Annotated in this window: 24 protein-coding genes; 10 read left to right on the forward strand and 14 right to left on the reverse strand. The window is 73.9% G+C overall.

The window, feature by feature from the left end; translation table 11 throughout:
* Nucleotides 1-48: 48 nt before the first annotated feature.
* The 6 genes from greA to argH form a co-directional block, all read right to left on the reverse strand.
* Nucleotides 49-522 (reverse strand): transcription elongation factor GreA, encoded by a 474-nt coding sequence (gene greA, locus K3554_RS05900; RefSeq protein WP_259944866.1) that lies wholly within the window; start codon nt 520-522, stop codon nt 49-51.
* Nucleotides 523-606: 84 nt separating this feature from the next.
* On the reverse strand, nt 607-999 hold the full coding sequence (locus K3554_RS05905; protein ID WP_259944869.1) for a DUF1761 domain-containing protein: 393 nt from the start codon (nt 997-999) through the stop codon (nt 607-609).
* Nucleotides 1,000-1,065: 66 nt separating this feature from the next.
* The gene (locus tag K3554_RS05910) at nt 1,066-1,800 is read right to left on the reverse strand and encodes a TauD/TfdA family dioxygenase (protein WP_259944872.1); all 735 of its coding nucleotides are present in this window, start codon (nt 1,798-1,800) and stop codon (nt 1,066-1,068) included.
* Nucleotides 1,797-2,459, reverse strand: a complete 663-nt coding sequence (locus K3554_RS05915; protein WP_259944875.1) for an HAD family phosphatase — start codon at nt 2,457-2,459, stop codon at nt 1,797-1,799. The genes K3554_RS05910 and K3554_RS05915 overlap by 4 nt, the downstream gene beginning before the upstream one ends.
* A 65-nt stretch (nt 2,460-2,524) precedes the next feature.
* Nucleotides 2,525-2,686, reverse strand: a complete 162-nt coding sequence (locus K3554_RS05920; RefSeq protein ID WP_259944877.1) for an argininosuccinate lyase — start codon at nt 2,684-2,686, stop codon at nt 2,525-2,527.
* Nucleotides 2,683-4,068 (reverse strand): argininosuccinate lyase, encoded by a 1,386-nt coding sequence (argH, locus tag K3554_RS05925; RefSeq protein ID WP_409197339.1) that lies wholly within the window; start codon nt 4,066-4,068, stop codon nt 2,683-2,685. The genes K3554_RS05920 and argH overlap by 4 nt, the downstream gene beginning before the upstream one ends.
* On the opposite strand from argH, the gene K3554_RS05930 reads away from it, so the two are divergent.
* From K3554_RS05930 to K3554_RS05940, 3 genes are all read left to right on the forward strand, one after another.
* On the forward strand, nt 4,067-4,615 hold the full coding sequence (locus tag K3554_RS05930; RefSeq protein ID WP_259944882.1) for a TlpA disulfide reductase family protein: 549 nt from the start codon (nt 4,067-4,069) through the stop codon (nt 4,613-4,615). The two genes, argH and K3554_RS05930, sit on opposite strands and share 2 nt — an antisense overlap.
* 204 nt (nt 4,616-4,819) lie before the next feature.
* Nucleotides 4,820-5,782, forward strand: a complete 963-nt coding sequence (locus K3554_RS05935) for an L-malyl-CoA/beta-methylmalyl-CoA lyase (RefSeq protein ID WP_259944885.1) — start codon at nt 4,820-4,822, stop codon at nt 5,780-5,782.
* Nucleotides 5,783-6,009: 227 nt separating this feature from the next.
* On the forward strand, nt 6,010-6,972 hold the full coding sequence (locus K3554_RS05940; protein ID WP_259944888.1) for an acetyl-CoA carboxylase carboxyltransferase subunit alpha: 963 nt from the start codon (nt 6,010-6,012) through the stop codon (nt 6,970-6,972).
* Nucleotides 6,973-6,976: 4 nt separating this feature from the next.
* Here the strand turns inward: K3554_RS05940 and K3554_RS05945 are convergent, their stop codons facing one another.
* Together K3554_RS05945 and K3554_RS05950 are read right to left on the reverse strand one after the other, a co-directional pair.
* Nucleotides 6,977-7,204: a hypothetical protein gene (locus K3554_RS05945; RefSeq protein WP_259944889.1), complete on the reverse strand. Its 228-nt coding sequence runs from the start codon at nt 7,202-7,204 to the stop codon at nt 6,977-6,979.
* Entirely contained in the window at nt 7,204-7,611 is a 408-nt protein-coding gene (locus K3554_RS05950; RefSeq protein WP_259944890.1) for a thiol-disulfide oxidoreductase DCC family protein, read from the reverse strand. The genes K3554_RS05945 and K3554_RS05950 overlap by 1 nt, the downstream gene beginning before the upstream one ends.
* A 57-nt stretch (nt 7,612-7,668) precedes the next feature.
* Here K3554_RS05950 and K3554_RS05955 point away from each other — a divergent pair, with 57 nt between their 5' ends.
* Entirely contained in the window at nt 7,669-8,400 is a 732-nt protein-coding gene (locus tag K3554_RS05955; RefSeq protein WP_259944891.1) for a M48 family metallopeptidase, read from the forward strand.
* Nucleotides 8,401-8,504: 104 nt separating this feature from the next.
* Nucleotides 8,505-8,996, forward strand: a complete 492-nt coding sequence (msrB, locus tag K3554_RS05960; protein WP_259944893.1) for a peptide-methionine (R)-S-oxide reductase MsrB — start codon at nt 8,505-8,507, stop codon at nt 8,994-8,996.
* Nucleotides 8,997-9,029: 33 nt separating this feature from the next.
* Here the strand turns inward: msrB and K3554_RS05965 are convergent, their stop codons facing one another.
* Nucleotides 9,030-9,269: a hypothetical protein gene (locus K3554_RS05965; RefSeq protein WP_259944895.1), complete on the reverse strand. Its 240-nt coding sequence runs from the start codon at nt 9,267-9,269 to the stop codon at nt 9,030-9,032.
* 40 nt (nt 9,270-9,309) lie between these two features.
* A complete protein-coding gene (rimO, locus tag K3554_RS05970) occupies nt 9,310-10,671 on the reverse strand; it encodes a 30S ribosomal protein S12 methylthiotransferase RimO (protein ID WP_259944898.1) in 1,362 nt (453 codons plus the stop codon).
* Nucleotides 10,672-10,754: 83 nt separating this feature from the next.
* Between rimO and K3554_RS05975 the strand changes: the two genes are divergently transcribed.
* Genes K3554_RS05975 through pssA form a run of 3 tightly spaced genes read left to right on the forward strand, consistent with a single transcriptional unit; the run spans nt 10,755 to nt 14,010 of the window.
* The gene (locus K3554_RS05975; protein ID WP_259944900.1) at nt 10,755-12,506 is read left to right on the forward strand and encodes an AsmA family protein; all 1,752 of its coding nucleotides are present in this window, start codon (nt 10,755-10,757) and stop codon (nt 12,504-12,506) included.
* A 48-nt stretch (nt 12,507-12,554) separates the two neighbouring features.
* Nucleotides 12,555-13,250 carry a phosphatidylserine decarboxylase gene (locus K3554_RS05980; protein ID WP_259944903.1) on the forward strand — a complete coding sequence of 232 codons (696 nt, stop codon included), beginning with the start codon at nt 12,555-12,557 and terminating at the stop codon, nt 13,248-13,250.
* Nucleotide 13,251: 1 nt separating this feature from the next.
* On the forward strand, nt 13,252-14,010 hold the full coding sequence (gene pssA / locus K3554_RS05985; protein ID WP_259944906.1) for a CDP-diacylglycerol--serine O-phosphatidyltransferase: 759 nt from the start codon (nt 13,252-13,254) through the stop codon (nt 14,008-14,010).
* A 78-nt stretch (nt 14,011-14,088) separates the two neighbouring features.
* Here pssA and K3554_RS05990 read toward each other — a convergent pair whose 3' ends face one another.
* Together K3554_RS05990 and K3554_RS05995 are read right to left on the reverse strand one after the other, a co-directional pair.
* Nucleotides 14,089-15,375 (reverse strand): UDP-N-acetylglucosamine 1-carboxyvinyltransferase, encoded by a 1,287-nt coding sequence (locus tag K3554_RS05990; RefSeq protein ID WP_259944908.1) that lies wholly within the window; start codon nt 15,373-15,375, stop codon nt 14,089-14,091.
* A 103-nt stretch (nt 15,376-15,478) separates the two neighbouring features.
* Nucleotides 15,479-16,132 (reverse strand): GcrA family cell cycle regulator, encoded by a 654-nt coding sequence (locus K3554_RS05995; protein WP_259944911.1) that lies wholly within the window; start codon nt 16,130-16,132, stop codon nt 15,479-15,481.
* Between the two features lie 182 nt (nt 16,133-16,314).
* Between K3554_RS05995 and K3554_RS06000 the strand changes: the two genes are divergently transcribed.
* Entirely contained in the window at nt 16,315-17,076 is a 762-nt protein-coding gene (locus K3554_RS06000; RefSeq protein ID WP_259944913.1) for an ABC transporter permease, read from the forward strand.
* A complete protein-coding gene (locus K3554_RS06005; protein WP_259944915.1) occupies nt 17,073-18,071 on the forward strand; it encodes a serine hydrolase in 999 nt (332 codons plus the stop codon). Before K3554_RS06000 ends, K3554_RS06005 begins: the two co-directional genes overlap by 4 nt.
* Here K3554_RS06005 and argF read toward each other — a convergent pair.
* Both argF and K3554_RS06015 read right to left on the reverse strand, forming a co-directional pair.
* Nucleotides 18,068-18,994 (reverse strand): ornithine carbamoyltransferase, encoded by a 927-nt coding sequence (gene argF / locus K3554_RS06010; protein ID WP_259944917.1) that lies wholly within the window; start codon nt 18,992-18,994, stop codon nt 18,068-18,070. The genes K3554_RS06005 and argF overlap by 4 nt on opposite strands.
* A 74-nt stretch (nt 18,995-19,068) precedes the next feature.
* Nucleotides 19,069-20,250 carry an aspartate aminotransferase family protein gene (locus tag K3554_RS06015; RefSeq protein ID WP_259944919.1) on the reverse strand — a complete coding sequence of 394 codons (1,182 nt, stop codon included), beginning with the start codon at nt 20,248-20,250 and terminating at the stop codon, nt 19,069-19,071.
* Nucleotides 20,251-20,284 lie beyond the last annotated feature (34 nt).

A 20,284-nucleotide genomic window follows, 5' to 3' on the forward strand; every position in this document is an offset into this window, starting at 1 on the left:
TGCCGCCCCCGGCGGCGGGCGGGCCGAGCGCGGGGGGCTCGGCGAGGCTCACTGGTAGCTGACCGCGGCGACCTCGTAGTCGCGCGTGCCGCCCGGGGTGCGCACCTCGACCGAGTCGCCCTCCTCCTTGCCGATCAGGGCGCGTGCGAGGGGCGAGCGGACGTTCAGGAGGCCGTTCTCGATGTCGGCCTCGTGCTCGCCCACGATCTGGTAGCGCCGCTCCTCTTCGGTGTCCTCGTCGATCAGCGTGACCGTAGCGCCGAAGCGGATCGTGCCGCCGTTCATCTTGGCGGGGTCGATCACCTCGGCGAGGCTGATCACGCCTTCCAGCTCCTTGATGCGGCCCTCGATGAAGCCCTGCTTCTCGCGCGCGGAGTGGTACTCGGCGTTCTCGCTGAGGTCGCCGTGCTCGCGGGCCTCGGCGATGGCGCGGATGATCGCAGGGCGCTCCACGGACTTGAGCTGCTTGAGCTCCTTCTCCAGCGCCGAGAGGCCGCGCGGGGTCATGGGGATCTTTTCCATCTCGGTCTCCGAGGTCGTGTTGGGTCCGCGGGGCGGGATTCGGGTGTATGTATCAGGGGTTGGGGGGCGCGCAACGGGACGCGCTCAGAGCAGGGCCAGCACCAGCCCGATCGTGCCGCAGCCCCCGACGGCGTAGCCCGCGTCGATCGCCGCGAGGGCCCGGGGCCGGCCCGCGAAGCCGTAGCAGGTCAGCAGCCAGGGCGCCGCCACGAAGGCGCCGGCGGCGAGGCCCCAAAGCAGGCCGGAGAGGGGCCCCGACACCCCGGCGGCGGCGAAGGCGAGATGCAGCATCAATGCCACCGCGACGTTGCCGAGCAGGCTGGTCGCGTAGGGCAAAGGGTCGCGGCGGTTCGCCGGCACCCCGTCCACCACCGGGACGCCCGACACCGCCATCCAGCGCCCCGCCAGCGCCGAGTACCACAGCGCGCCGAAGCCGAAGGCCGCCACCGCGGCGAGGAAGATCGAGAGGATGGGCATCGGCGCGCTCCGCAGGGTCTGCGCGCGAGTGTGGGACCGGCGCGGACGCGGGGTCAAGCGGCGCGCTCAGGCGGCCAGCGGCACCTCGCCCGCGACCATGCCCCGGTGGAGCACCCTGTCGCCCCGCACCGCCGTGTGGTCCGCCTTGTGCAGCGTGCAGCGGTTGTCCCAGATCACGATGTCGCCCGCGCGCCAGCGGTGGCGCCACTGATAGGCCGGATCGGTGGAGTGCTCGTAGAGCTCGGCCACCAGGTGATCGGCGCGCGTGCCGTCGGCCAGCTCCAGCGCCACGCAGCGCTCGGGCGTCGAGAGCCACAGCGCGGTCTCGCCCGAGACCGGGTGGCGGCGCAGCAGGGGGTGCCAGGTCTCGCGCTCGCCGCCCGTCTCGACGCCGGTGACGCGGTGGAGGACGCGCGCGCCCCGCAGCCGGACCTTGAGGTCCTCGGGCAGGCGGCGGAAGGCGTCGAACTGGTTGGTGAACACGGTCTCGCCGCCCGCCTCGGGGATGCGGTGCGCCTTGAGCGCCGTGAAGGCCGGCGGCGCGGCCACGTAGGAGGTGTCGGTGTGGAACACCGAGCGCGGCGGCGTCGTGCGCCCGACGTTGGTGACGAAGTTGAGCCGCGGCTCGCCCTCCAGCGGGGTCTCGCCGTCGGTGAAGGCGAGGGGGCCGAGGCCTTCCAGGAAGTCGGCGAAGGCGGCGTCCGAGATGGCGGCACCCTCGATCACGGCGACGCCCGCGCGGCCCAGGGCCTCGCGCACCTCGGCGGCGTCGAGCCGGCAGCGCGCCGCCTCCCAACTCATTCCGCGGCGGCCCGATCGGGCCAGACGGCCTCGGCGATGTCGTCGCCCGCCATGCGCGCGCCGGTGAAGTCGTGGCCACGGTTGTTCTCGTTGGGCCAGGCGATGCAGGCCATGCCGGCGGCGAGCGCCGCGCGCACGCCGCCCTCGTTGTCTTCGACCGCGACGCAGTCCTCGGCGGCGAAGCCCAGGGTGGCGGCGGCGTACTCGTAGCAGTCGGGCGCGGGCTTGGGCGCGCTCACCTCCTCGGCGGTGACGATCACGTCGAACACGCCGCGGTCCATGCTCAGCGAGCCGAGCAGCGCGTCGACGTTGGCGCGCGAGGTGGTGGTCACCAGCCCGACGCGCACGCCCTCGGCGCGGGCGCGGGTGATGGCCTCGCGCAGGCCCGGACGGGCCGAGGCGGCGCCGTCGGCGAGGTAGCCCTGGAACAGCTCCGACTTCGTGGCGTGGATCGCGGCGGCGTCCACGTCGATGCCTTCGGCGTCGGCCTGCGCGGCCACGCGGCGCTGGCCGCCCGACTCGCGCAGCATGCGGCGGTAGTCGTCGCGGGGCCACTGCCAGTCGAGGCCGTGCTTCGCGAAGGCCTCGTTGAAGGCCCGGCGCTGGAGTTCGGAGGTGTCGGCGAGGGTCCCGATGGACCCGAGCAGGAGGGCTTTCATGGCGTCGGTTCCGTTCGTTGATTGGGGATCGGCGACGGGCAGCACGTAGCGCGCGGCCCGCCGGATCAAGGGGAGAGGCGCCCGGAGCCGCCGGCGATGCCCGCGGTGGCGGTGCCCGAGAGGGTGATGCCCGCAGCGGGGCGCTCGTCGTCGTCCGAGGGCGGCACCGGCGGGCCGGAGGCGCCGCAGGCGGCGAGGGCGAGGAGGAGCGCGAGGGGGCGGATCATGCGAGGCGCTCCCGCCAGAGGGCCGCCTGCGCGCGCACCTGATCGGGCGCGGTGCCGCCGAGGCAGCGGCGCGAGGCGACCGAGTTCTCGACGCCCAGCACCGCGAAGACGCCGTCGTCGATGCCCTCGTGGACGCCCTGCATGTCGGCGAGCGAGAGGTCCGGCAGGTCGCAGCCCTTCGCCTCGGCCATCGCCACCAGCGCGCCGGTGACGTGGTGCGCCTCGCGGAAGGGGAGGCCAAGCTCGCGCACCAGCCAGTCGGCGAGGTCGGTGGCGGTCGAGAAGCCGCGGGCGGCGGCCTCGCGCATCGGCTCCCGGTTGGCCTCCATCTCGCGCACCATGCCGGTCATGGCGCGCAAGGCCAGCTCCAGCGCGTCAGCGGCGTCGAAGACCTGCTCCTTGTCCTCCTGCATGTCCTTGGAATACGCGAGCGGCAGTCCCTTCATCACCGTCAACAGCGCGACGTTGGCGCCGAAGATGCGGCCCACCTTGGCGCGCAGCAGCTCGGCGGCGTCCGGGTTGCGCTTCTGCGGCATGATCGAGGAGCCGGTGGTCCAGCGGTCGGGCAGGGTCACGAAGCGGAACTGCGCGGTCGACCAGATCACCAGCTCCTCGGCAAGGCGGCTCAGGTGCATGGCGCAGATCGAGGCGGCCGACAGGAACTCCAGCGCGAAGTCGCGGTCGGACACGGCGTCGAGCGAGTTGGCGCAGGGGCGGTCGAACCCCAGCGCCTCGGCGGTCATGGCGCGGTCGATCGGGAAGGACGTGCCGGCGAGGGCCGCGGCGCCGAGCGGGCACTCGTTCATGCGGGCGCGGGCGTCGGCGAGGCGGGAGCGATCCCGCGCGAACATCTCGGCGTAGGCCAGCATGTGGTGGCCCCAAGTCACGGGCTGGGCGACCTGTAGGTGGGTGAAGCCGGCCATGGGCCAGTCGGCGCCGGCCTCGGCCTGCGAGACAAGCGCGCCGAGGAGACCCGCCAGCAGCCCGTCGAGCAGGTCGATGCGCCCCCGCACCCAGAGGCGGAAGTCGGTGGCCACCTGATCGTTGCGCGAGCGGCCCGTGTGGAGGCGCCCCGCAGGCTCGCCCACGATCTCCTTCAGGCGCGCCTCCACGTTCATGTGGATGTCCTCGAGGGCGGCGGAGAACTCGAACGTGCCCCCCTCGATCTCTGACAAGACGGTGAGCAGGCCTTCCCGGATGGCTTGGGCGTCGCTATCCGAGACGATGCCCGTGGCGGCCAGCATCGCGGCATGGGCGCGGGAGCCCTCGATGTCCTCGCGGGCCATGCGCCGGTCGAAGCCGATCGAGGCGTTGATGGCCTCCATCACCGCATCGGGGCCTTCCGCGAACCGGCCGCCCCACATCTGATTGGACTGCTTCATGCGCACCCTCCTCGTCGCCGCCGCCCTATACGCCTCGGGGCTGGGGGTGCCCACCCCCGCCGCCGCGGACGTGGCCGCGGCCGCCGCCGTCGCCGCCGAGCGGCTGCCCGCGATGCGCTTCCCCGCGCCGCGCCCGGCACCGGATGCGGCCTTCGCGCTGGACGCGGGCGAGGGGGGCGAGGGGACGCTCGCGGACTACCGGGGACGAGTGGCGGTGGTGAACTTCTGGGCGACGTGGTGCGCGCCCTGCCGGGCCGAGATGCCGGCGCTCGACCGGCTGGCGGCGCGGCGCGAGGTGGCGGTGGCGACCCTGGCCTTCGGGCGCCACGACGCGGAGGCGATGCGGCGCTTCTGGGCCGAGGCGGGGATCGAGCGCCTGCCGCTCCACCTCGACGCCGGGGCGGACGTGGCGAAGGCCCTGGGCGTGGGCGGGCTGCCCCATTCGGTTATCCTGGATGCCGAGGGGCAGGTGGTGGCCGAGGTGTCGGGCGAGGTGGCGTGGGACGGCGAGGCCGTGGCGGCGGTGCTGGCGGCGCTGGCGAAGTAGGGGGCACGCCCCGGCCACGCGCCGGGGCCTCGGGATGCCGCTCGCGCTTCGCTGTGGATCGGAGCGCCATCGGGTGACGGAGGCCCCGGATCAAGTCCGGGACGCGGCTGGCAACCCCCGCCGCGCCGCAGCATCTTGCCGACCTGCGCGCAATGTCCTACCCCTCGCACCGACCCCGCACGCAACATCGTTACCGGAGCGCCCATGTCCTTCCGCATCCAGCCCACGCCCGCCGCCCGCCCGAACCGCTGCCAGCTCTTCGGCCCCGGCTCGAACCCCAAGCTGTTCGCGAAGATGGCCGCCTCGGACGCGGACGTGGTGAACCTCGACCTCGAGGACTCGGTCGCCCCTTCCGACAAGGACGCAGCGCGGGCCAACGTGATCGCCGCGCTCCGCGACGTGGACTGGGCGCGCAAGGTGGTGAGCGTGCGGATCAACGCGCTCGACACGCCCTTCTGGTACCGCGACGTGGTGGAGATCCTGGAGGCCGACACGGGGCGGCTGGACCAGATCATGATCCCCAAGGTCGGCTGCGGTGAGGACGTCTACGCGGTGGACGCGCTGGTCAGCGCGGTCGAGGCGGCGAAGGGCCGGGAGCGGCGCATCGGGCTGGAGGTCATCATCGAATCGGCTGCCGGCATCGCCCACGTGGAGGCCATCGCCGCCGCCTCGGACCGTCTGGTCGCCATGTCGCTGGGCGCGGCCGACTTCGCGGCCTCGATGGGCATGCAGACCACCGGCATCGGGGGCACGCAGGCGGACTACTACATGCTCCACGAGGGGCAGCGGCACTGGTCCGACCCCTGGCACTGGGCGCAGACCGCGATCGTGGCCGCCTGCCGCACCCACGGCCTCCTGCCCGTGGACGGCCCCTTCGGTGACTTCTCGGACGACGAGGGGTTCCGCGCGCAGGCTCGGCGCTCGGCCGTGCTCGGCATGGTCGGCAAGTGGGCGATCCATCCCAAGCAGATCGCGCTGTGCAACGAGGTGTTCACGCCGTCCGAGGCCGCCGTGGCCGAGGCGCGCGGCATCCTCGAGGCGATGGAGGCGGCCAAGGCCGCAGGGCAGGGGGCGGCGACCTACAAGGGCCGGCTGGTCGACATCGCCTCGATCAAGCAGGCCGAGGTGGTGGTGCGCCAGTCCGAGATGATCGCCGGCGCTGCCTGAGCGGCGCTACGCCATGCCCCGGCCCTGCGCCGGGGCCTCCGCCTGCCGCGGGCGGTGGGCATGGTTGCGGCGCACACGCCTGGTCGGCTTTCCGCCTACGAGGCGACGTTTCGACCAACTGCCCCCGGAGGCCCCAGCGCGAAGCCGGGGCGACGGCGCGCGACCCCGCCCGCCTTGCCCCGCCCGTCCGGCGGCGGCATACGGTGCGCGCAACCGGAGGCCCGCCCATGACCACCTACCTGGATTTCGAGAAGCCGCTCTCGGTGATCGAGGGCAAGGCCGAGGAGCTGCGTGCCATGGCCCGCTCCGACGCCACGCTCGACGTCGAGAAGGAGGCAGCGGGGCTCGACGCCAAGGCGCGCGACATGCTCGCGAACCTCTACAAGGGGCTGACCCCTTGGCAGAAGGCGCAGGTCTCGCGCCACCCCGAGCGGCCGCACTGCAAGGACTACGTGGAGGCCCTGTTCACCGAATGGACCCCGCTGGCGGGCGACCGCAACTTCGCGGACGACCACGCGGTAATGGGGGGGCTCGCGCGGCTGGGCGACCGGGCCGTGATGGTGATCGGCCACGAGAAGGGCCACGACACCCAGAGCCGCATCCAGCGCAACTTCGGCATGGCCCGCCCCGAGGGCTACCGCAAGGCGATCCGCCTGATGCAGATGGCCGGGCGCTTCGGCCTGCCCGTGGTCACCCTGATCGACACGCCCGGCGCCTATCCCGGCAAGGGCGCCGAGGAGCGCGGCCAGTCCGAGGCCATCGCCCGCTCCACGCAGGCGTGCCTGTCCTTGGGCGTTCCGCTGGTATCGGTCGTGATCGGCGAGGGCGGCTCGGGCGGCGCGGTGGCCTTCGCTACGGCCGACCGCGTGGCGATGCTGGAGCACTCGATCTACTCGGTGATCTCGCCCGAGGGCTGCGCCTCGATTCTGTGGAAGGACAGCGACAAGATGCGCGAGGCCGCCGAGGCGCTGCGCCTCACCGCGCAGGACCTGCAGAAGCTGGGCGTGATCGACCGCATCATCCCCGAGCCGCTGGGCGGCGCGCACCGCGACGGCGCCGCTGCCGTGGCCTCGGTGGGCGCGGCGCTGCAGGAGACGCTGGCCACGTTCGACGGGCAGGAGCTGGACGCGATCCGCGCGGCCCGCCGGCGCAAGTTCCTCGACATGGGCTCGAAGGGGCTGGCGGCCTAGGCGCCTAGCGGCGGCGGTACACGCCCTCGGGAAGGTTCAGCGCGGCGGCGAGGTCGCGCATCTGCGTCTGGCTCAGCGTCACGGTGACGGGCTGGCCGCTGCGCGCGTCCACTTGCGTGACCGTGGCGCATTCCTCGAACAGCGACACGGTGACGTCCTCGGCCAGGGGCGCCGCGCCCTCGTCCACCAGCGTCACCACGGTGGCGTCGAACTCGTGCTCGATCGTGAACATCAGCGGCCCCCCTCGCGGCGCAGGTGCATGCGGTAGGCCAGCGGCGCGAACGCCCGCTCGTAGAGCCACGCCAGCACCGGGCGCAAGCCGGGCAGCCCGGCGACGCGCGCGAGCGGGCGCCAGCGCGGCACCGCCCGCCACATCGCGAGGTTGGCCTCGAAGCCCCGCACCACGCGCCCGTCGGCGAGGCGCGCATGGAGGCGCCGCGCGGCGGCGTCGGCGTCCACGCTCCAGCCCGCTCGGTCGGGCGAGTGGAGGTCGTCGAACGCCAGCGGCAGCCCCTCGCGCGCGGCGGTGCGGCGGTGGGCCTCGATCTCGTGGCGGCAGACCGGGCAGCGGCCGTTGTGCAGGACCGCCACGGCGGCCGTGGGATCGGCGGCCGCGCCGGCCGGATCGGACCCTGACATCGCATATCCTCGCGCTATGGTGCCCCTCGAAGGTAGGGGCCGAGCGGAGGGATTCCCATGCGATTCACACTGGTGGCACTGCTCGTGGCGGTCGGCCTGGGCGGCTGCGTCACGGTCTCCACGGGGCCGACGCCCACGGCACCCGCGCCCGAGCCCGCGCGCCCGCCGATCGTGCAGCAGCCGGCGGTGGACCGGGTGTCCTCGGCCACCGCGGTGCGCAACTTCCAGGCGGCGGTGCGCCGCGTGGAGCCGGCCGCGGAATCGGTGTGCCGCGACCGGGCGCCGGGGCTCAACTGCGACTTCCTGATCCGCGTGGACCCGGACCCGCGCCTGCCGCCCAACGCCTTCCAGACGCTGGACAGGGGGCGCCCCGTGGTGATCTTCACCCGCGCGCTGATCGCCGAGGCGCGCAACGTCGACGAGATCGCCTTCGTGGTCGGCCACGAGACCGCGCACCACATCGAGGACCACATCGGCCGCCAGCGCCAGAGCGCGGCCACGGGCGCCATCATCGGCACCGTGATCGGGTCGATCGCCGGCGCCAACGCGCAGGTCGTCAACGAGCTGGGCCGGGCCGGCGCGCAGGTCGGCGCGCGGCGTTTCTCGAAGGCGCACGAGCTGGAGGCCGACGCGCTGGGCACGGTGATCGTGGCGCGCGCGGGCTTCGATCCGGTCCGCGGCGCGGTGTTCTTCGGACGCATCCCCGACCCGGGCGACCGCTTCCTGGGCACCCACCCGCCCAACGCCGCGCGCATCGCCACGGTGCGCCGGGTGGCGGCGGGCCTCTGACGGGCCACTTTGAGGAAAACGTGATCGCCGGCCCCGGAACACCGGGACCGGCGTCGCGGTTCCCCGCACAGGGACGCAACAATGTTCCGCCAAGGGAGACCGCCATGCAGACGCGACGCCGCCTTCTTCTGGGATCCGCCGCCCTCCTCGGCACCGCCGCGCTGGGCGGCTGCCGCGACGGGGCGACGCGCGACGCCACGTTCCCCGTCTCCCTCACGCCTGCGGAATGGCAGGCGCGGCTCACGCCCGAGCAGTTCCAGGTGCTGCGCGAGCACGCCACGGAGCCGGCCTTCTCCTCGCCCCTCAACGAGATCGAGGCAGCGGGCACGTTCCACTGCGCGGGCTGCGACAACCCGCTCTACAAGTCCGAGCACAAGTTCGACAGCGGCACCGGCTGGCCGTCCTTCACGCAGCCCGTCTCCGCGGACGCGGTGGGCACGAAGGCGGACTACTCGATGGTGTTCCCCCGCACCGAGGTCCACTGCGCGCGCTGCGGCGGCCACCAGGGCCACATCTTCGACGACGGCCCCGCGCCCACCGGCATGCGCCACTGCATCAACGGCGTGGCGCTGCGCTTCGAGGCCGAGACGGCCTGAGGCGGCGGAGCCCGGAGGCTCCGCCGCGATGCGTCAGTCCCGGCGGCCCTCTCCCTTCGGCGGATAACGGTCGTCCGGCTCCACTTCGGTGCCCGTGGTCACGGAGTTCGGGTCGTGCGTCGTGCCCTTCGGCCCGTGGGTCCGCGCGCCCTCCCGCACCTTCTCGGGGATCGGCGTCTCGGTGGAGCCGCGGTGCGGCGTCGAGGCGGCGGAGCGCTCGGCCTCCTCGAGACGGCGGCGGCGTTCGGCCTCGGCGGTGGATTCGTCGGTCATGGGTCGGTCTCCTCTCGGGGCCCAACCGCCGGGCGGGCCCTTAGGTTTCGCGCACCACGCTGCCCCAGAGATCGTACTCCGACGCCTCGTCCACCTCGACCGTCACGATGTCGCCGGGGGCCAGCGCCTCGAAGCCCTCGTCGATGAAGAGGTTGCCGTCGATCTCGGGCGCATCTGCGGTCGTGCGGCAGGTGGCGCCCTCGGCGTCCACGGCGTCCACGATCACCCTCTGACGCGTGCCCACCTTCGCCTCCAGCTTCGCCGCCGAGATGCGCTGCGCCACCTCCATGAAGCGGGCGAAGCGCTCGGCCTTCACCTCGTCGGCCACGTGATCGGGCAGGGCGTTGGCGCGCGCGCCGGCGACGTTCTCGTACTGGAACGCGCCCACGCGGTCGAGCTGCGCCTCCTCCATCCAGTCGAGGAGGTGCTGGAACTCCGCCTCGGTCTCGCCGGGGTAGCCGACGATGAAGGTCGAGCGGATCGCGATGTCGGGGCAGATGCTGCGCCACTCGGCAATGCGGTCCAGCGTGCGCTCGGCGGCGGCGGGCCGCGCCATGCGGCGCAGGGTGTCTGGGTGGGCGTGCTGGAACGGCACGTCGAGGTAGGGCAGGATCGCGCCCTCCGCCATCAGCGGCACCAGCTCGCGCACGAAGGGGTAGGGGTAGACGTAGTGCAGCCGGACCCACGCGCCGAGGCTGCCGAGGTCGCGGGCGAGCGGCACGATGGCGCGGGGATCCTTGCGGTCCACGCCGTAGGCCGAGGTGTCCTGGCTGATGACCAGCAGCTCCCTGACGCCCGCGTCCACCAGCCGCTCCGCCTCGCGCACCACCGCGGCGTGTGGGCGCGACTGGAGGCGGCCCCGCATGTCGGGGATGATGCAGAAGCGGCACTTGTGATTGCAGCCCTCGGAGATCTTCAGGTAGCTGAAGTGCCGCGGCGTGAGCGAGACCCCCGAGGCGGGCAGGAGGTCCACGAACGGGTCCGGCGCGGGCGGCACCGCGCGGTGGACGGCGTCGAGCACCTGCTCGTACTGGTGCGGCCCCGTCACGGCCAGCACCTTGGGGTGCGCGCCTGTAATGTAGTCGGGCTCGGCCCCGAGGCAGCCTGTCACGATCACGCGCCCGTTCTCGCGCAGCGCCTCGCCGATGGCGCCGAGGCTCTCGGCCTTGGCGGAGTCGAGGAAGCCGCAGGTGTTCACGATCACCGCCTCGGCGCCGGCGTAGTCGGGCGAGATGGCGTAGCCTTCCGCGCGCAGCCGCGTGAGGATGCGCTCGCTGTCCACCAGCGCCTTGGGGCACCCCAGCGAGACCATGCCGATGCGGGGCTGTCCGGGGCGGGCGTCCGAGGGCAGCACGGCGCGCGGCGCGAGGTCGGGGCGGAGATCGGGCGGGTTCTGCGACATGGGCGCCACATAGGGGCACGGGCGGCGGCGCGTAAGCCCCCGCGCGTGGGCGCCCGGGGCGGGGGCGTGGTAGGGCCGGGGGAATGGTGCTCCTCCTCCGCCTCCTCGCCCTCCCCATCGCCCTCGTGCTCCTGCTCGCGGGCGCGGCGATGCTCGTGCCCGCCGAGCGGCTGGCGCGGCACGCCGCCGGGGCCGTGGAGGCGGCGACCGGCCTCGCCGTGGCCTGGACGGGGCCGGTGCGCCTCGCCGCTTGGCCGCCCGGGCTGGAGCTGCGGGACGTGCGGGCCGAGGGACCGGGCGCGGCGGCGGACGTGGCGCGGGTGGGGCTGGCGATCGACCCCGCGGCGCTGCTGCGCGGCGAGCTGCGCCTCGCGCGCGTCCACCTCGCCGGCGCCCGCGCCGTGGTGCGGGACGGAGGCGGCTTGGCAGCGCTGCAAGCAGCGGCGCGGCTCGACCGGCTGGAGGTGGCGGGCGCGACCCTCGAGGTGGACGGCGCCCACGGCACCGCCCGGTTCCGCGCCGTGGAGTTGGACCTCCGCCGCGACGGGCGGGGCACGCGCTTCGAGGCGTCCGCGCTCACGCGCGAGGGCGCCGTGGTGGCGGGCGGGCGCACCGACGACCTCGCGGCCCTGCTCGGCGGCGCGCTCCAGCCCGTGACCTTGTCGCTGCGCGCGGGCGGCACGGCGCTGACGCTCGACGGGCGCGCGGGCGTGGCGCCGCTGGCCTTCGACGGCACGCTCGACCTCTTCACCGACGACCGCCTCGCGGGGCTGGGCCTGCCGCGCACCGCCCCGCCCGAGGGCTTCGGGCGCCGCCGCGCGGCGCTCGTGGCCGCAGCCACGCTGGCGCCGGACGGGGCGCTTCACCTGCGGGGGCTCGACCTCGCGCTCGACGGCAACCGCTTCACGGGCGAGGCCGACCTGCGCCTCGAGGGCGCGCGGCCCCGGCTGGTGGCGCGCCTCGAGGCGCCGTCGCTCGACCTCGACGCCTTCAGCCGCCGCGGCGGGGGCGGGCGGAGCCTGCTGGTCTCGGAACGGGGCTGGGCGCGCCGGCCCTTCCAGGCGTCGGTGCTGGAGGCGGCGGACCTCGACGTGGCGTTGCGCACCGGGCCGGTGTCGCTGGGCGCCGCCACGGTGGACGCGGCGCGCCTGCGCCTCTCGGCCGAGGGCGGCACGGCACTCCTGCGCGCCGAGGAGCTGCGCCTCTACGGCGGCACGGCGGCGGGCACCCTGCGCCTCGCGCCCGCGGCGCGCGGCGTGGCGGTGGAGCTGGCCGCCGACCTGCGCGGCGTGGCCGCCGGGCCGATGCTCGCGGACTGGGCCGGCGTCACCGCCTTCGACGCGCCCCTGGATGCGCGCGCCGCGCTGGCGGGCGGGGGCGCGGACGCCGCCGCGCTGGTGGCGGACCTCGCCGGCACCCTGGAGGCGCGCTTCGCCACAGGCGCGCTTCATGGCGCGGACCTGCCCGAGATGGCGGTCACGGGACGCGCCGTGGCGGGCGGGGCGACGCCGGTGCACGGGGCCGACACGCGGTGGCGGGTGGATGGCGGCACGATGAGCGGCGACGTCGGACTGCGCGGGCCGCGGCGCTCGTTCCGGGGCGGCGGCACGGTGGACCTCGCGGCGCGGCGCGTGGACCTGCGGCTGGTGCCCGAGGGCGGCGGTGCGGCGATCGCAGTCGCGGGGCCGTGGCGGGCGCCGCGCGTCGCGCCCGAGGCGCCCCCGCCCGCCGCCGTGCCCCAGCCCGTGCCCGCGCCCGATCCCGCCGGCGTCGCCTCGGACGCGCCCGTGGTGCCGGCCGCGGCCCGCGACGTGGAGCTGATGCGCGCCGACTGACGCGGCGCCGCGCTGGACCCTGCCCCCGGCCCGCGCTACCTCGCGCCCATGAGCGTCGATCTGAAATCCACCGTCATCAAGCCCCTCCACCGCGAGGGGCCGCGCTTTGTCGCGATCTTCGCCGCCGTCTCGCTGGCGCTGTTCCTCGTGTGGGACCCGCTGGGCTGGATCGGCCTCGGCCTGACGGTCTGGTGCTACTACTTCTTCCGCGACCCGAACCGCGTGGTGCCGCAGGATGAGGGCCTCGTGGTCTCGCCCGCCGACGGCGTCGTCTCGCTGATCGGTCCGGCGATCCCGCCCTCGGAGCTGGGCCTCGGTCCCGAGCCGCGCACCCGCGTGAGCGTGTTCATGTCGGTGTTCGACTGCCACGTGAACCGCGCCCCCGTAGAGGGCACGGTCACGCAGATCGCCTACCGCCCCGGCAAGTTCCTGTCGGCCGAGCTCGACAAGGCCTCCGAGGAGAACGAGCGCAACGGCATGACGCTGACCATGGACGACGGCACCACCATCGGCGTGGTGCAGATCGCCGGCCTCGTGGCGCGGCGCATCCTGTGCGAGGTGCAGGAGGGCGCGATCCTCGAGCGCGGCGAGCGCTTCGGCCTGATCCGCTTCGGCTCGCGCCTCGACGTCTACCTGCCGCGGGGCACCGCGCCGCGGGTCTCGGTGGGGCAGACCTGCACCTCCGGCGAGACCGTGCTGGCGGTGCTGGGCGAGAACGCGCCGGCGACCGCGCGGACCGTCTGAGATGGCGAGGCGCCAAGGCTCGCGGATGCCGCTGGTGGCGCTGCTGCCGAACCTCGTCACGATCCTCGGGCTGAGCGCGGGCCTCACCTCGATCCGCTTCTCGATCGACGCCACGCTCTGGCTGGCTGCGGGGCTGCTGATCTTCGCCGCCCTGATCGACGCGCTCGACGGCATGCTGGCGCGGCGGCTCGATGCGGCCTCGCCCATGGGGGCGGAGCTGGACTCGCTGTCGGACTTCGTGTGCTTCGGCGTGGCTCCGGCGCTGCTGGTCTACCGCTTCGCGTTGTCGGACCTCTACGGCGTCGGCTGGGTGGCCGCCCTGTTCCTCGCGATCTGCTGCTGCCTGCGGCTGGCGCGGTTCAACGTCATGGCCAAGGACCCCGGGCAGGATGTGTCGACCCACTTCGTGGGCGTGCCCGCGCCGGCGGGGGCGATGCTGGCGCTGTTCCCGGTGTTCCTCCACCTCGCCGAGATCGTGGACCTGCGGGGCGCGCCGCTGCTGGTGGCGGGCTGGACCGTGGGCGTGGGGGTGCTGATGGTGGCGCGCTTCCGCACCGTGTCGCTCAAGGCCATGCGCATCGATCGCGACAACGCGGTCTACGTGCTCTTGGGCGCCGCCGTCGTGATCGGCCTCATGCTCACCCGCATCTGGCTCTTCGCCGTGGGCGCCACCGCGATTTACCTGGCCCTTCTCGTGATCGGCGTCGTCCGCGCCCGCCGGGGCACCGCCACTGCGCAGGAAGCGGCGCCGGAGGAGTAACCCGCCCCCTTCCTCACCTCGCCCCAAATACCTCGGGGGAGGCCCCGCAGGGGCCGGGGGCAGAGCCCCCGCCAACCATCAGTCCCAGCGCAGGTCCGCGCCCAGCGAGGTGAGGTTCTCCACGAACCTCGGATGCGCCCGGCTGACGGGGTCGGCGTTGAGGATGCGCGACGAGCCCTCGATCTGGATGGCGGCGATCAGGAGCCCCACCACCACGCGGATGATGTAGGGCGCCTCGACCTCGGCGGGCTTGAGCTTGTTGCCGCCGAACACGATCAGCCGGTGCGGGTCGCTCAGGTGGCAGCGCACGCCGAACTTGGCCAGCTCGCCCGACCAGCCCATGGCGCCCTCGTAGACCTTGTTCCAGAACATCACGTCGCCGTGGCAGCCCACCGACACGCCGATCGCCTGGGGCAGGAGGTCGGCCGGGAAGTAGGGCCAGGGCGCGGCCTCGATCTTGGGCGTCATCTGCGCGGTCAGGGGCGTGACCACGTCGCGCGTCCAGCCCGCCACGGTGACGGAGCCCAGCCCCCGCACGAAGATCAGGCCGAGCTTCGCGAACTGGTCGAGGATCAGCGGCATCTCGTCGAGGATGTCGGTCTCCACGGTGACCTGACCGCCGGACACGCCGCCCAGGGCGAGGAAGGTCGCGACCTCGTGGTGGTCGTCGGGCACGCGGCGGTCGGCGCCGCCCAGCGTCTCCACGCCGCGCACCGTGAGGCGCGAGGTGCCGATGCCCTCCACCTCGGCGCCCATCTCCACGAGCATGTGGCACAGGGCCTGCACGTGCGGCTCCGAGGCGGCGTTGGTCAGCACGCTCGTGCCGGTCGACATGGAGGCGATCAGCAGGAACGTCTCGGTGGCGGTCACGGAGGCGTACTCGGCCCAGATCGACTGGCCCGCGGGGCGGTTGGCGAGCGTCAGGTCCACCACGTCGCCGGGCGCCATGCGCGCGCCGAAGCGCTTGAGGATGTCGATGTGCGGGTCGATCTCGCGGATGCCCAGCGCGCAGCCCTTGGCGTCCACGTCGAAGCACAGGTGGCCGTGGCGCAGCAGGATCGGCGCGAGCAGCATGATCGCGGAGCGGATGCGCAGGGGCAGCTTCTCGACGGCGCTCTCGCTCAGGGTCTCGGCGTGGCGCACCTCGAGGGTCTGCGCCTCGGCGTCGTGCTCCACCGTCGAGCCGATGGCGCGGAAGTACTCGATGAACTTCCGCAGGTCGGTGATGTCGGGGACGTTCGACAGGCGCACCGGGTCCGAGGTGAGCAGCGAGGCGCAGAGCATCGGCAGCACGGCGTTCTTGTTGCCGTTGGGCCGGATGGTGCCGTGCAGGGGACGCCCCCCGTTCACGATCAGGTTGGCCATGCGCGGTGCCTTTCGGGGGAGGGAGCCGGCGCGGGGCGCGCGCCGGTGGAGCGTGGGGGGAGGCGGGCCGGCGCGCGAGGGGGCGCCGGCCGGGAGGTCGCGCCTAGCGGCGGCGGTCGCGGCGCGAGGACATGGGCTGGAAGGCGACCGTGACGTGGGCCTCGCAGTAGGGCTTGCCCGCCTGCACGGGCAGGCCGCAGAACCAGAACTTCGGCGTCGCGGGGTCGCCGATGGGCCACTTGCAGGTGCGCTCCGTCAGCTCCATCAGGCCCAGCTTCTTGGCGGTCTTCTCGACCGCGTTCACCTTGGCCAGCGCCTCGGGGCTGATCTCGTTGGCCGAGGGCTGCGGGGGCAGCGGCTGGCCGGCCATGAGCGGCTTGCGGATCGGGGTCACGGTGGCGCCGTGGGGCACGGCGGCCATGGTGCGCGGCTCGTCGTCGTCGTCCTCCTCGTCCGCCTCGGGGGCGGGGGCCTCCTTCGCGTCGTCCTTCGCGGCCCCGGCCTCGGCGGCGGCGACCACCTCGGTGGGCTCGGGAAGCTCCGCCTCGGGGGCGGGGGGCGGCGCGGGCTCGGCGGGGGCCTCGGCCGCGGCGCCGGGCTCCTCGTCCTTGTTGCGGTTCGACAGGCCGAGGCGGTGGACCTTGCCGATCACCGCGTTGCGGGTCACGCCGCCCAGCTCCTTGGCGATCTGCGAAGCCGAGGCCCCTTCGCCCCACATCCGCTTGAGCGTCTCGACGCGGTCGTCGGTCCAGGCCATCGGTCGTCCTCCTCGTCCCGGCCCGCGCGCCGCCGCGCGCCCGGGCGCTGGCGGTCCCCGGGCGGGGGTGTCATACGGTCGCGAGGCCTCCTGGCCCGCAAGTCGACCCAGATATCAGAGGGGCCAGCGCCTTGGCAACCGATACCGCCACACGCGAGCACGGGGTGCGCCGATTCGGCCGCGTGAACTGGTTGGGCCTGTGGACCCTGGCCGAGCGCGAGATCCGACGCTTCCTCGCCGTGTGGACCCAGACCCTCGCCGCCCCCCTCGTGACCGCGGGCCTGTTCCTGCTGATCTTCAGCCTCGCCATCGGCCCCGCGCGCGGCGACGTGATGGGCGTGCCCTTCGTCCATTTCCTCGCCCCCGGCATCCTGATGATGACGGTGATCCAGAACTCGTTCGCCAACGTGTCCTCGTCGATCGTGATCTCGAAGGTGCAGGGCAACATCGTGGACACGCTGATGCCGCCCCTTTCGGCCGGAGAGCTGGTGGCGGGCTTCCTCGCCGGCGGCGTGGCGCGGGGCCTCTTGGTCGCCGCCGCGATCGTGCTGGTGATGTTCCCGCTGATCGGCCTGTGGGTCGCGCACCCGCTGCTCACCATCCTGTGGGTTGCGCTGGGTGGCGCGTTCCTCGGAGCCTTGGGCATCGTGGCGGGGGTGTTCGCCAACAAGTTCGACCAGATCGCCGCGATCACGAACTTCATCGTGACGCCGCTCAGCTTCCTGTCGGGCACCTTCTACTCGATCGAGACCCTGCCGCCGGTGATGCGCGCGCTCAGCCACGCCAACCCGGTGTTCTACCTGATCGACGGGCTGCGCCACGCGGTGCTGGGCGTCTCCGACAGCCCGCCGGCGCTGGGCTTCGCGGTGGTCGCCCTCTCCACCGCCCTGATGGCGGGACTGGCGTGGTGGATGTTCCGCACGGGCTACCGGCTCAAGCCGTGAGGCGGGCGGCGGCGCTCCTCCTGCTCCTCGTGGCATGGCCCGCCGCCGCCGACTCCATCGAGACCATTGCCGAAGGCGTCGCGCGCCACCCCGGCGTGCCCGGCGCTGCGGTGGGCCTCGTGACCGCCGAGGGCGCGCGCGTGGCCGTGGCGGGCAAGCGGCAGACCCTGCGCGGGCCCGCCACGACCGAGGACGACCGCTGGCATCTCGGCTCGCTCACGAAGGCCATGACCGCGACGCTGGCCGCGCGGCTGGTGGAGCGGGGTCTCCTGGACTGGGACACCACGGTCGCCGACCTCCTGCCCGAGCCGGGGCGCTACGGCGACGCAACGCTGGCGGCGCTGCTCGCGCACCGCGCGGGCCTGCCGCCGAACATGCCCGGCCCGCTCGCCCGGGGCGCGCCCAGCCGCGACCGCTTCGTCCGGGCCGCCCTGCGCCTGCCGATCGCAGGCGGCACGCCGGGGCGGTTCCTCTACAGCAACGTCGGCTACGTGGTGGCCGCCGCCATGCTGGAGGCCGCCGCCGGCGAGACCTGGGAGGCGCTGATGCGCCGCGAGGTGTTCGAGCCGCTCGGCATGACGGGCGCGGGCTTCGGCCCGCCGCCCCGCAACCACGGCCACGGGCCGGGCCCCCGCGCCGTGGCGCCGGGCGCCGCCGACGCCGACAACCCCGCGCTGATGGGCCCGGCGGGCACGGTCCACTCCGGCGCCGCGGACCTCGCCGCCTTCCTCGCCGCGCACCTTGCCTGGGACGAAGGCTACCTCTCGCCCGACAGCTGGGAGCGGCTGCAGCTCGACGAGGCGTACGCGATGGGATGGCGGGTGGACGACGAGGGGCGCCTGCACCACGTCGGCTCGAACACCCTGTGGTGGGCGGTGATGGAGATCGACCACGCCGCCGGGCGCGCCCTGTTCGTTCTGGTGAACGCCGGCGACCAGCGCTCCGTGCGCGCCCCCGTCCTGGAGGCGGTGCAGGCGCTGCGCGAGGCCCGCTAGGCCCCCACGCACCACCGCATGATCGCCTTCTGCGCGTGGAGCCGGTTCTCGGCCTCGTCGAACACCACCGAGCGCGGCCCGTCGAGCACCGCGTCCGTGATCTCCTCGCCTCGGTGGGCAGGCAGGCAGTGCATGACGAGCGCGCTTTCGGGCGCGGCCCCAAGCAGCGCCTCGTTCACCTGGTAGGGGCGCAGGAGGTTGTGGCGCCGCTGGCGCGAGCTCTCGGCGTCGCCCATCGAGACCCAGGTGTCGGTGACGATGAGGTCGGCGTCGGCCACGGCGCGCGCGGGGTCGCGCTCGATCCGCGCGTCCCGCCCCGAGGCGCGCAGCCGCTCCATCAGGCGGGGGTCCGGATCCAGCTGCTCGGGGCCCGAGAAGGTCATGTCGAAGCCGAACCGCTCGGCGGCCTGCAGGAAGCTCTGGGCCACGTTGTTGCCGTCGCCCATCCACGCCACCCGCGCGCCCTCGATGGGGCCGCGGTGCTCCTCGTAGGTCATCACGTCGGCCATGAGCTGGCAGGGGTGCGAGCTGTCGGTCAGGCCGTTGATCACCGGCACGGTGGCGTGCTCGGCCATCTCGTGGAGGATCTCGGCGCCGAAGGTGCGGATCATCACGAGGTCCACGTAGCGCGAGAGCACCCGCGCCGTGTCGCCGACCGTCTCGCCGTGGCCGAGCTGCATGTCGGCGCCCGACAGCACCATCGTGGTCGCCCCCATCTGTCGCGCGCCCACGTCGAAGGAGATGCGGGTGCGGGTGGAGGGCTTCTCGAAGATCAGCGCCACCACGCGGCCCTCGAGAGGCAGCGCGTCGTCGGGCGTGCCGCGCGGGCGGTCGCCGCGCGCGGCCTTCATGGCGCGCGCGGTGTCGAGGATCGCGCGCAGGTCCTCGCGGGGGGTGCGGTCGAGGTCCAGGAAATGGGGCATGGGCAGGCTCCTCGCGGAGAGCGACGGGGGGCGCTGCCCCCCGGGCCCCCCGAGGTATTTTGGAAACAAAGATTCTAGGCGGGCGCCGTCACGGCGGCCGCGGCGCGGTCGAGGCGGTCGAGGGCCTCGCGGATGTCGGCGTCCTCGATGTTGAGGGCCGGCAGGATGCGAGCGGTCTCGTTGGCGGCTGGAACCAGGAGGAGGGACTCCGCGCACGCCGCCTCGATCACGCGGGCCACGGGGATGCGGCAGCGCAGGCCGAGCATCAGCCCGGCGCCCTGCACCCGCTCGAACACCTCGGGGTGTGCGGCCACGAGGCCCTCCAGCCCCTGGCGCAGGAGCCCGCCCTTGCGGCGGACCTCGGAGAGGAACGCCTCGTCGGCGACGATCTCCACCACGGCATTGCCCACGGCGCAGGCCAGCGGGTTGCCGCCGTAGGTCGAGCCGTGGGTACCCGCCGTCATGGCGGAGGCGGCGGCCTCGGTGGCCAGCAGGGCGCCCAGCGGGAAGCCCCCGCCGATGCCCTTGGCCACCATCATGATGTCGGGCGCGACTCCGGCCCATTCGTGGGCGAAGAGCCTGCCGGTCCGTCCCATGCCGCACTGCACCTCGTCGAGGATCATCAGCGCGCCGACTTGGTCGCAGGCCTCGCGCACGCCTTTCAGGCATTGGTCGGGAACGGGCACGATGCCGCCTTCGCCCTGCACGGGCTCCAGGATCACCGCGGCGACGTCCGGCTCCCGGATGGCGGCCTCGAAGGCCGCGTGGTCGCCGAAGGGCAGGTGGCGGAAGCCCGGCAGCAGCGGGCCGAAGCCCGCGGTCATCTTCTCGGACCCTGCCGCGGCGATGCCCGCCGAGGAGCGCCCGTGGAACGAGCCGGTGAAGGCCAGGATCACGTGGCGCTCGGGGCTCCCTTGCGCCGAGAAGTGCTTGCGCGCCATCTTTACCGCCAGCTCGCAGGCCTCGGTGCCGGAGTTGGTGAAGAAGCAGGTGTCCGCGAAGGTCGCCTCCACCAGCCGCTCGGCCAGGCGCTGCTGGGCGGGGATCTCGTAGAGGTTCGACGTGTGCCAGACCGCGCCGGCCTGCGCGGTCAGCGCCTCCACCAGCGCGGGGTGGGCGTGGCCGAGCGCGTTCACCGCGATGCCCGCGCCGAGGTCGAGGTATCGCCCGCCCCCGCGCTCCACCAGCCACGAGCCCTCGCCGCGCTCGAAGGCGAGCGGGGCGCGGTTGTAGGTCGGCAAGAGGGGCGGGATCATCGGGAAACCTCCGTTGCGTGAAGCGTTCCGCAAA

This window comes from Jannaschia sp. W003, from assembly GCF_025144335.1.
Lineage (GTDB): Bacteria > Pseudomonadota > Alphaproteobacteria > Rhodobacterales > Rhodobacteraceae > Jannaschia.

Bases quoted from the DNA above. Each gene is read 5' to 3' on its own strand.
- K3554_RS05945 (WP_259944889.1), bottom strand. From the start codon at position 7,204: ATGTTCACGATCGAGCACGAGTTCGACGCCACCGTGGTGACGCTGGTG.
- K3554_RS05910 (WP_259944872.1), bottom strand. From the start codon at position 1,800: ATGAGTTGGGAGGCGGCGCGCTGCCGGCTCGACGCCGCCGAGGTGCGC.
- K3554_RS05975 (WP_259944900.1), top strand. From the start codon at position 10,755: ATGGTGCTCCTCCTCCGCCTCCTCGCCCTCCCCATCGCCCTCGTGCTC.
- pssA (WP_259944906.1), top strand. From the start codon at position 13,252: ATGGCGAGGCGCCAAGGCTCGCGGATGCCGCTGGTGGCGCTGCTGCCG.
- K3554_RS05915 (WP_259944875.1), bottom strand. From the start codon at position 2,459: ATGAAAGCCCTCCTGCTCGGGTCCATCGGGACCCTCGCCGACACCTCC.
- K3554_RS05905 (WP_259944869.1), bottom strand. From the start codon at position 999: ATGCCCATCCTCTCGATCTTCCTCGCCGCGGTGGCGGCCTTCGGCTTC.
- K3554_RS05965 (WP_259944895.1), bottom strand. From the start codon at position 9,269: ATGACCGACGAATCCACCGCCGAGGCCGAACGCCGCCGCCGTCTCGAG.
- K3554_RS06015 (WP_259944919.1), bottom strand. From the start codon at position 20,250: ATGATCCCGCCCCTCTTGCCGACCTACAACCGCGCCCCGCTCGCCTTC.
- K3554_RS05955 (WP_259944891.1), top strand. From the start codon at position 7,669: ATGCGATTCACACTGGTGGCACTGCTCGTGGCGGTCGGCCTGGGCGGC.
- K3554_RS05930 (WP_259944882.1), top strand. From the start codon at position 4,067: ATGCGCACCCTCCTCGTCGCCGCCGCCCTATACGCCTCGGGGCTGGGG.
- K3554_RS05990 (WP_259944908.1), bottom strand. From the start codon at position 15,375: ATGGCCAACCTGATCGTGAACGGGGGGCGTCCCCTGCACGGCACCATC.
- argH (WP_409197339.1), bottom strand. From the start codon at position 4,068: ATGAAGCAGTCCAATCAGATGTGGGGCGGCCGGTTCGCGGAAGGCCCC.
- K3554_RS05920 (WP_259944877.1), bottom strand. From the start codon at position 2,686: ATGATCCGCCCCCTCGCGCTCCTCCTCGCCCTCGCCGCCTGCGGCGCC.
- K3554_RS05940 (WP_259944888.1), top strand. From the start codon at position 6,010: ATGACCACCTACCTGGATTTCGAGAAGCCGCTCTCGGTGATCGAGGGC.
- K3554_RS05980 (WP_259944903.1), top strand. From the start codon at position 12,555: ATGAGCGTCGATCTGAAATCCACCGTCATCAAGCCCCTCCACCGCGAG.
- K3554_RS05935 (WP_259944885.1), top strand. From the start codon at position 4,820: ATGTCCTTCCGCATCCAGCCCACGCCCGCCGCCCGCCCGAACCGCTGC.
- K3554_RS05950 (WP_259944890.1), bottom strand. From the start codon at position 7,611: ATGTCAGGGTCCGATCCGGCCGGCGCGGCCGCCGATCCCACGGCCGCC.
- argF (WP_259944917.1), bottom strand. From the start codon at position 18,994: ATGCCCCATTTCCTGGACCTCGACCGCACCCCCCGCGAGGACCTGCGC.
- greA (WP_259944866.1), bottom strand. From the start codon at position 522: ATGGAAAAGATCCCCATGACCCCGCGCGGCCTCTCGGCGCTGGAGAAG.
- rimO (WP_259944898.1), bottom strand. From the start codon at position 10,671: ATGTCGCAGAACCCGCCCGATCTCCGCCCCGACCTCGCGCCGCGCGCC.
- msrB (WP_259944893.1), top strand. From the start codon at position 8,505: ATGCAGACGCGACGCCGCCTTCTTCTGGGATCCGCCGCCCTCCTCGGC.
- K3554_RS05995 (WP_259944911.1), bottom strand. From the start codon at position 16,132: ATGGCCTGGACCGACGACCGCGTCGAGACGCTCAAGCGGATGTGGGGC.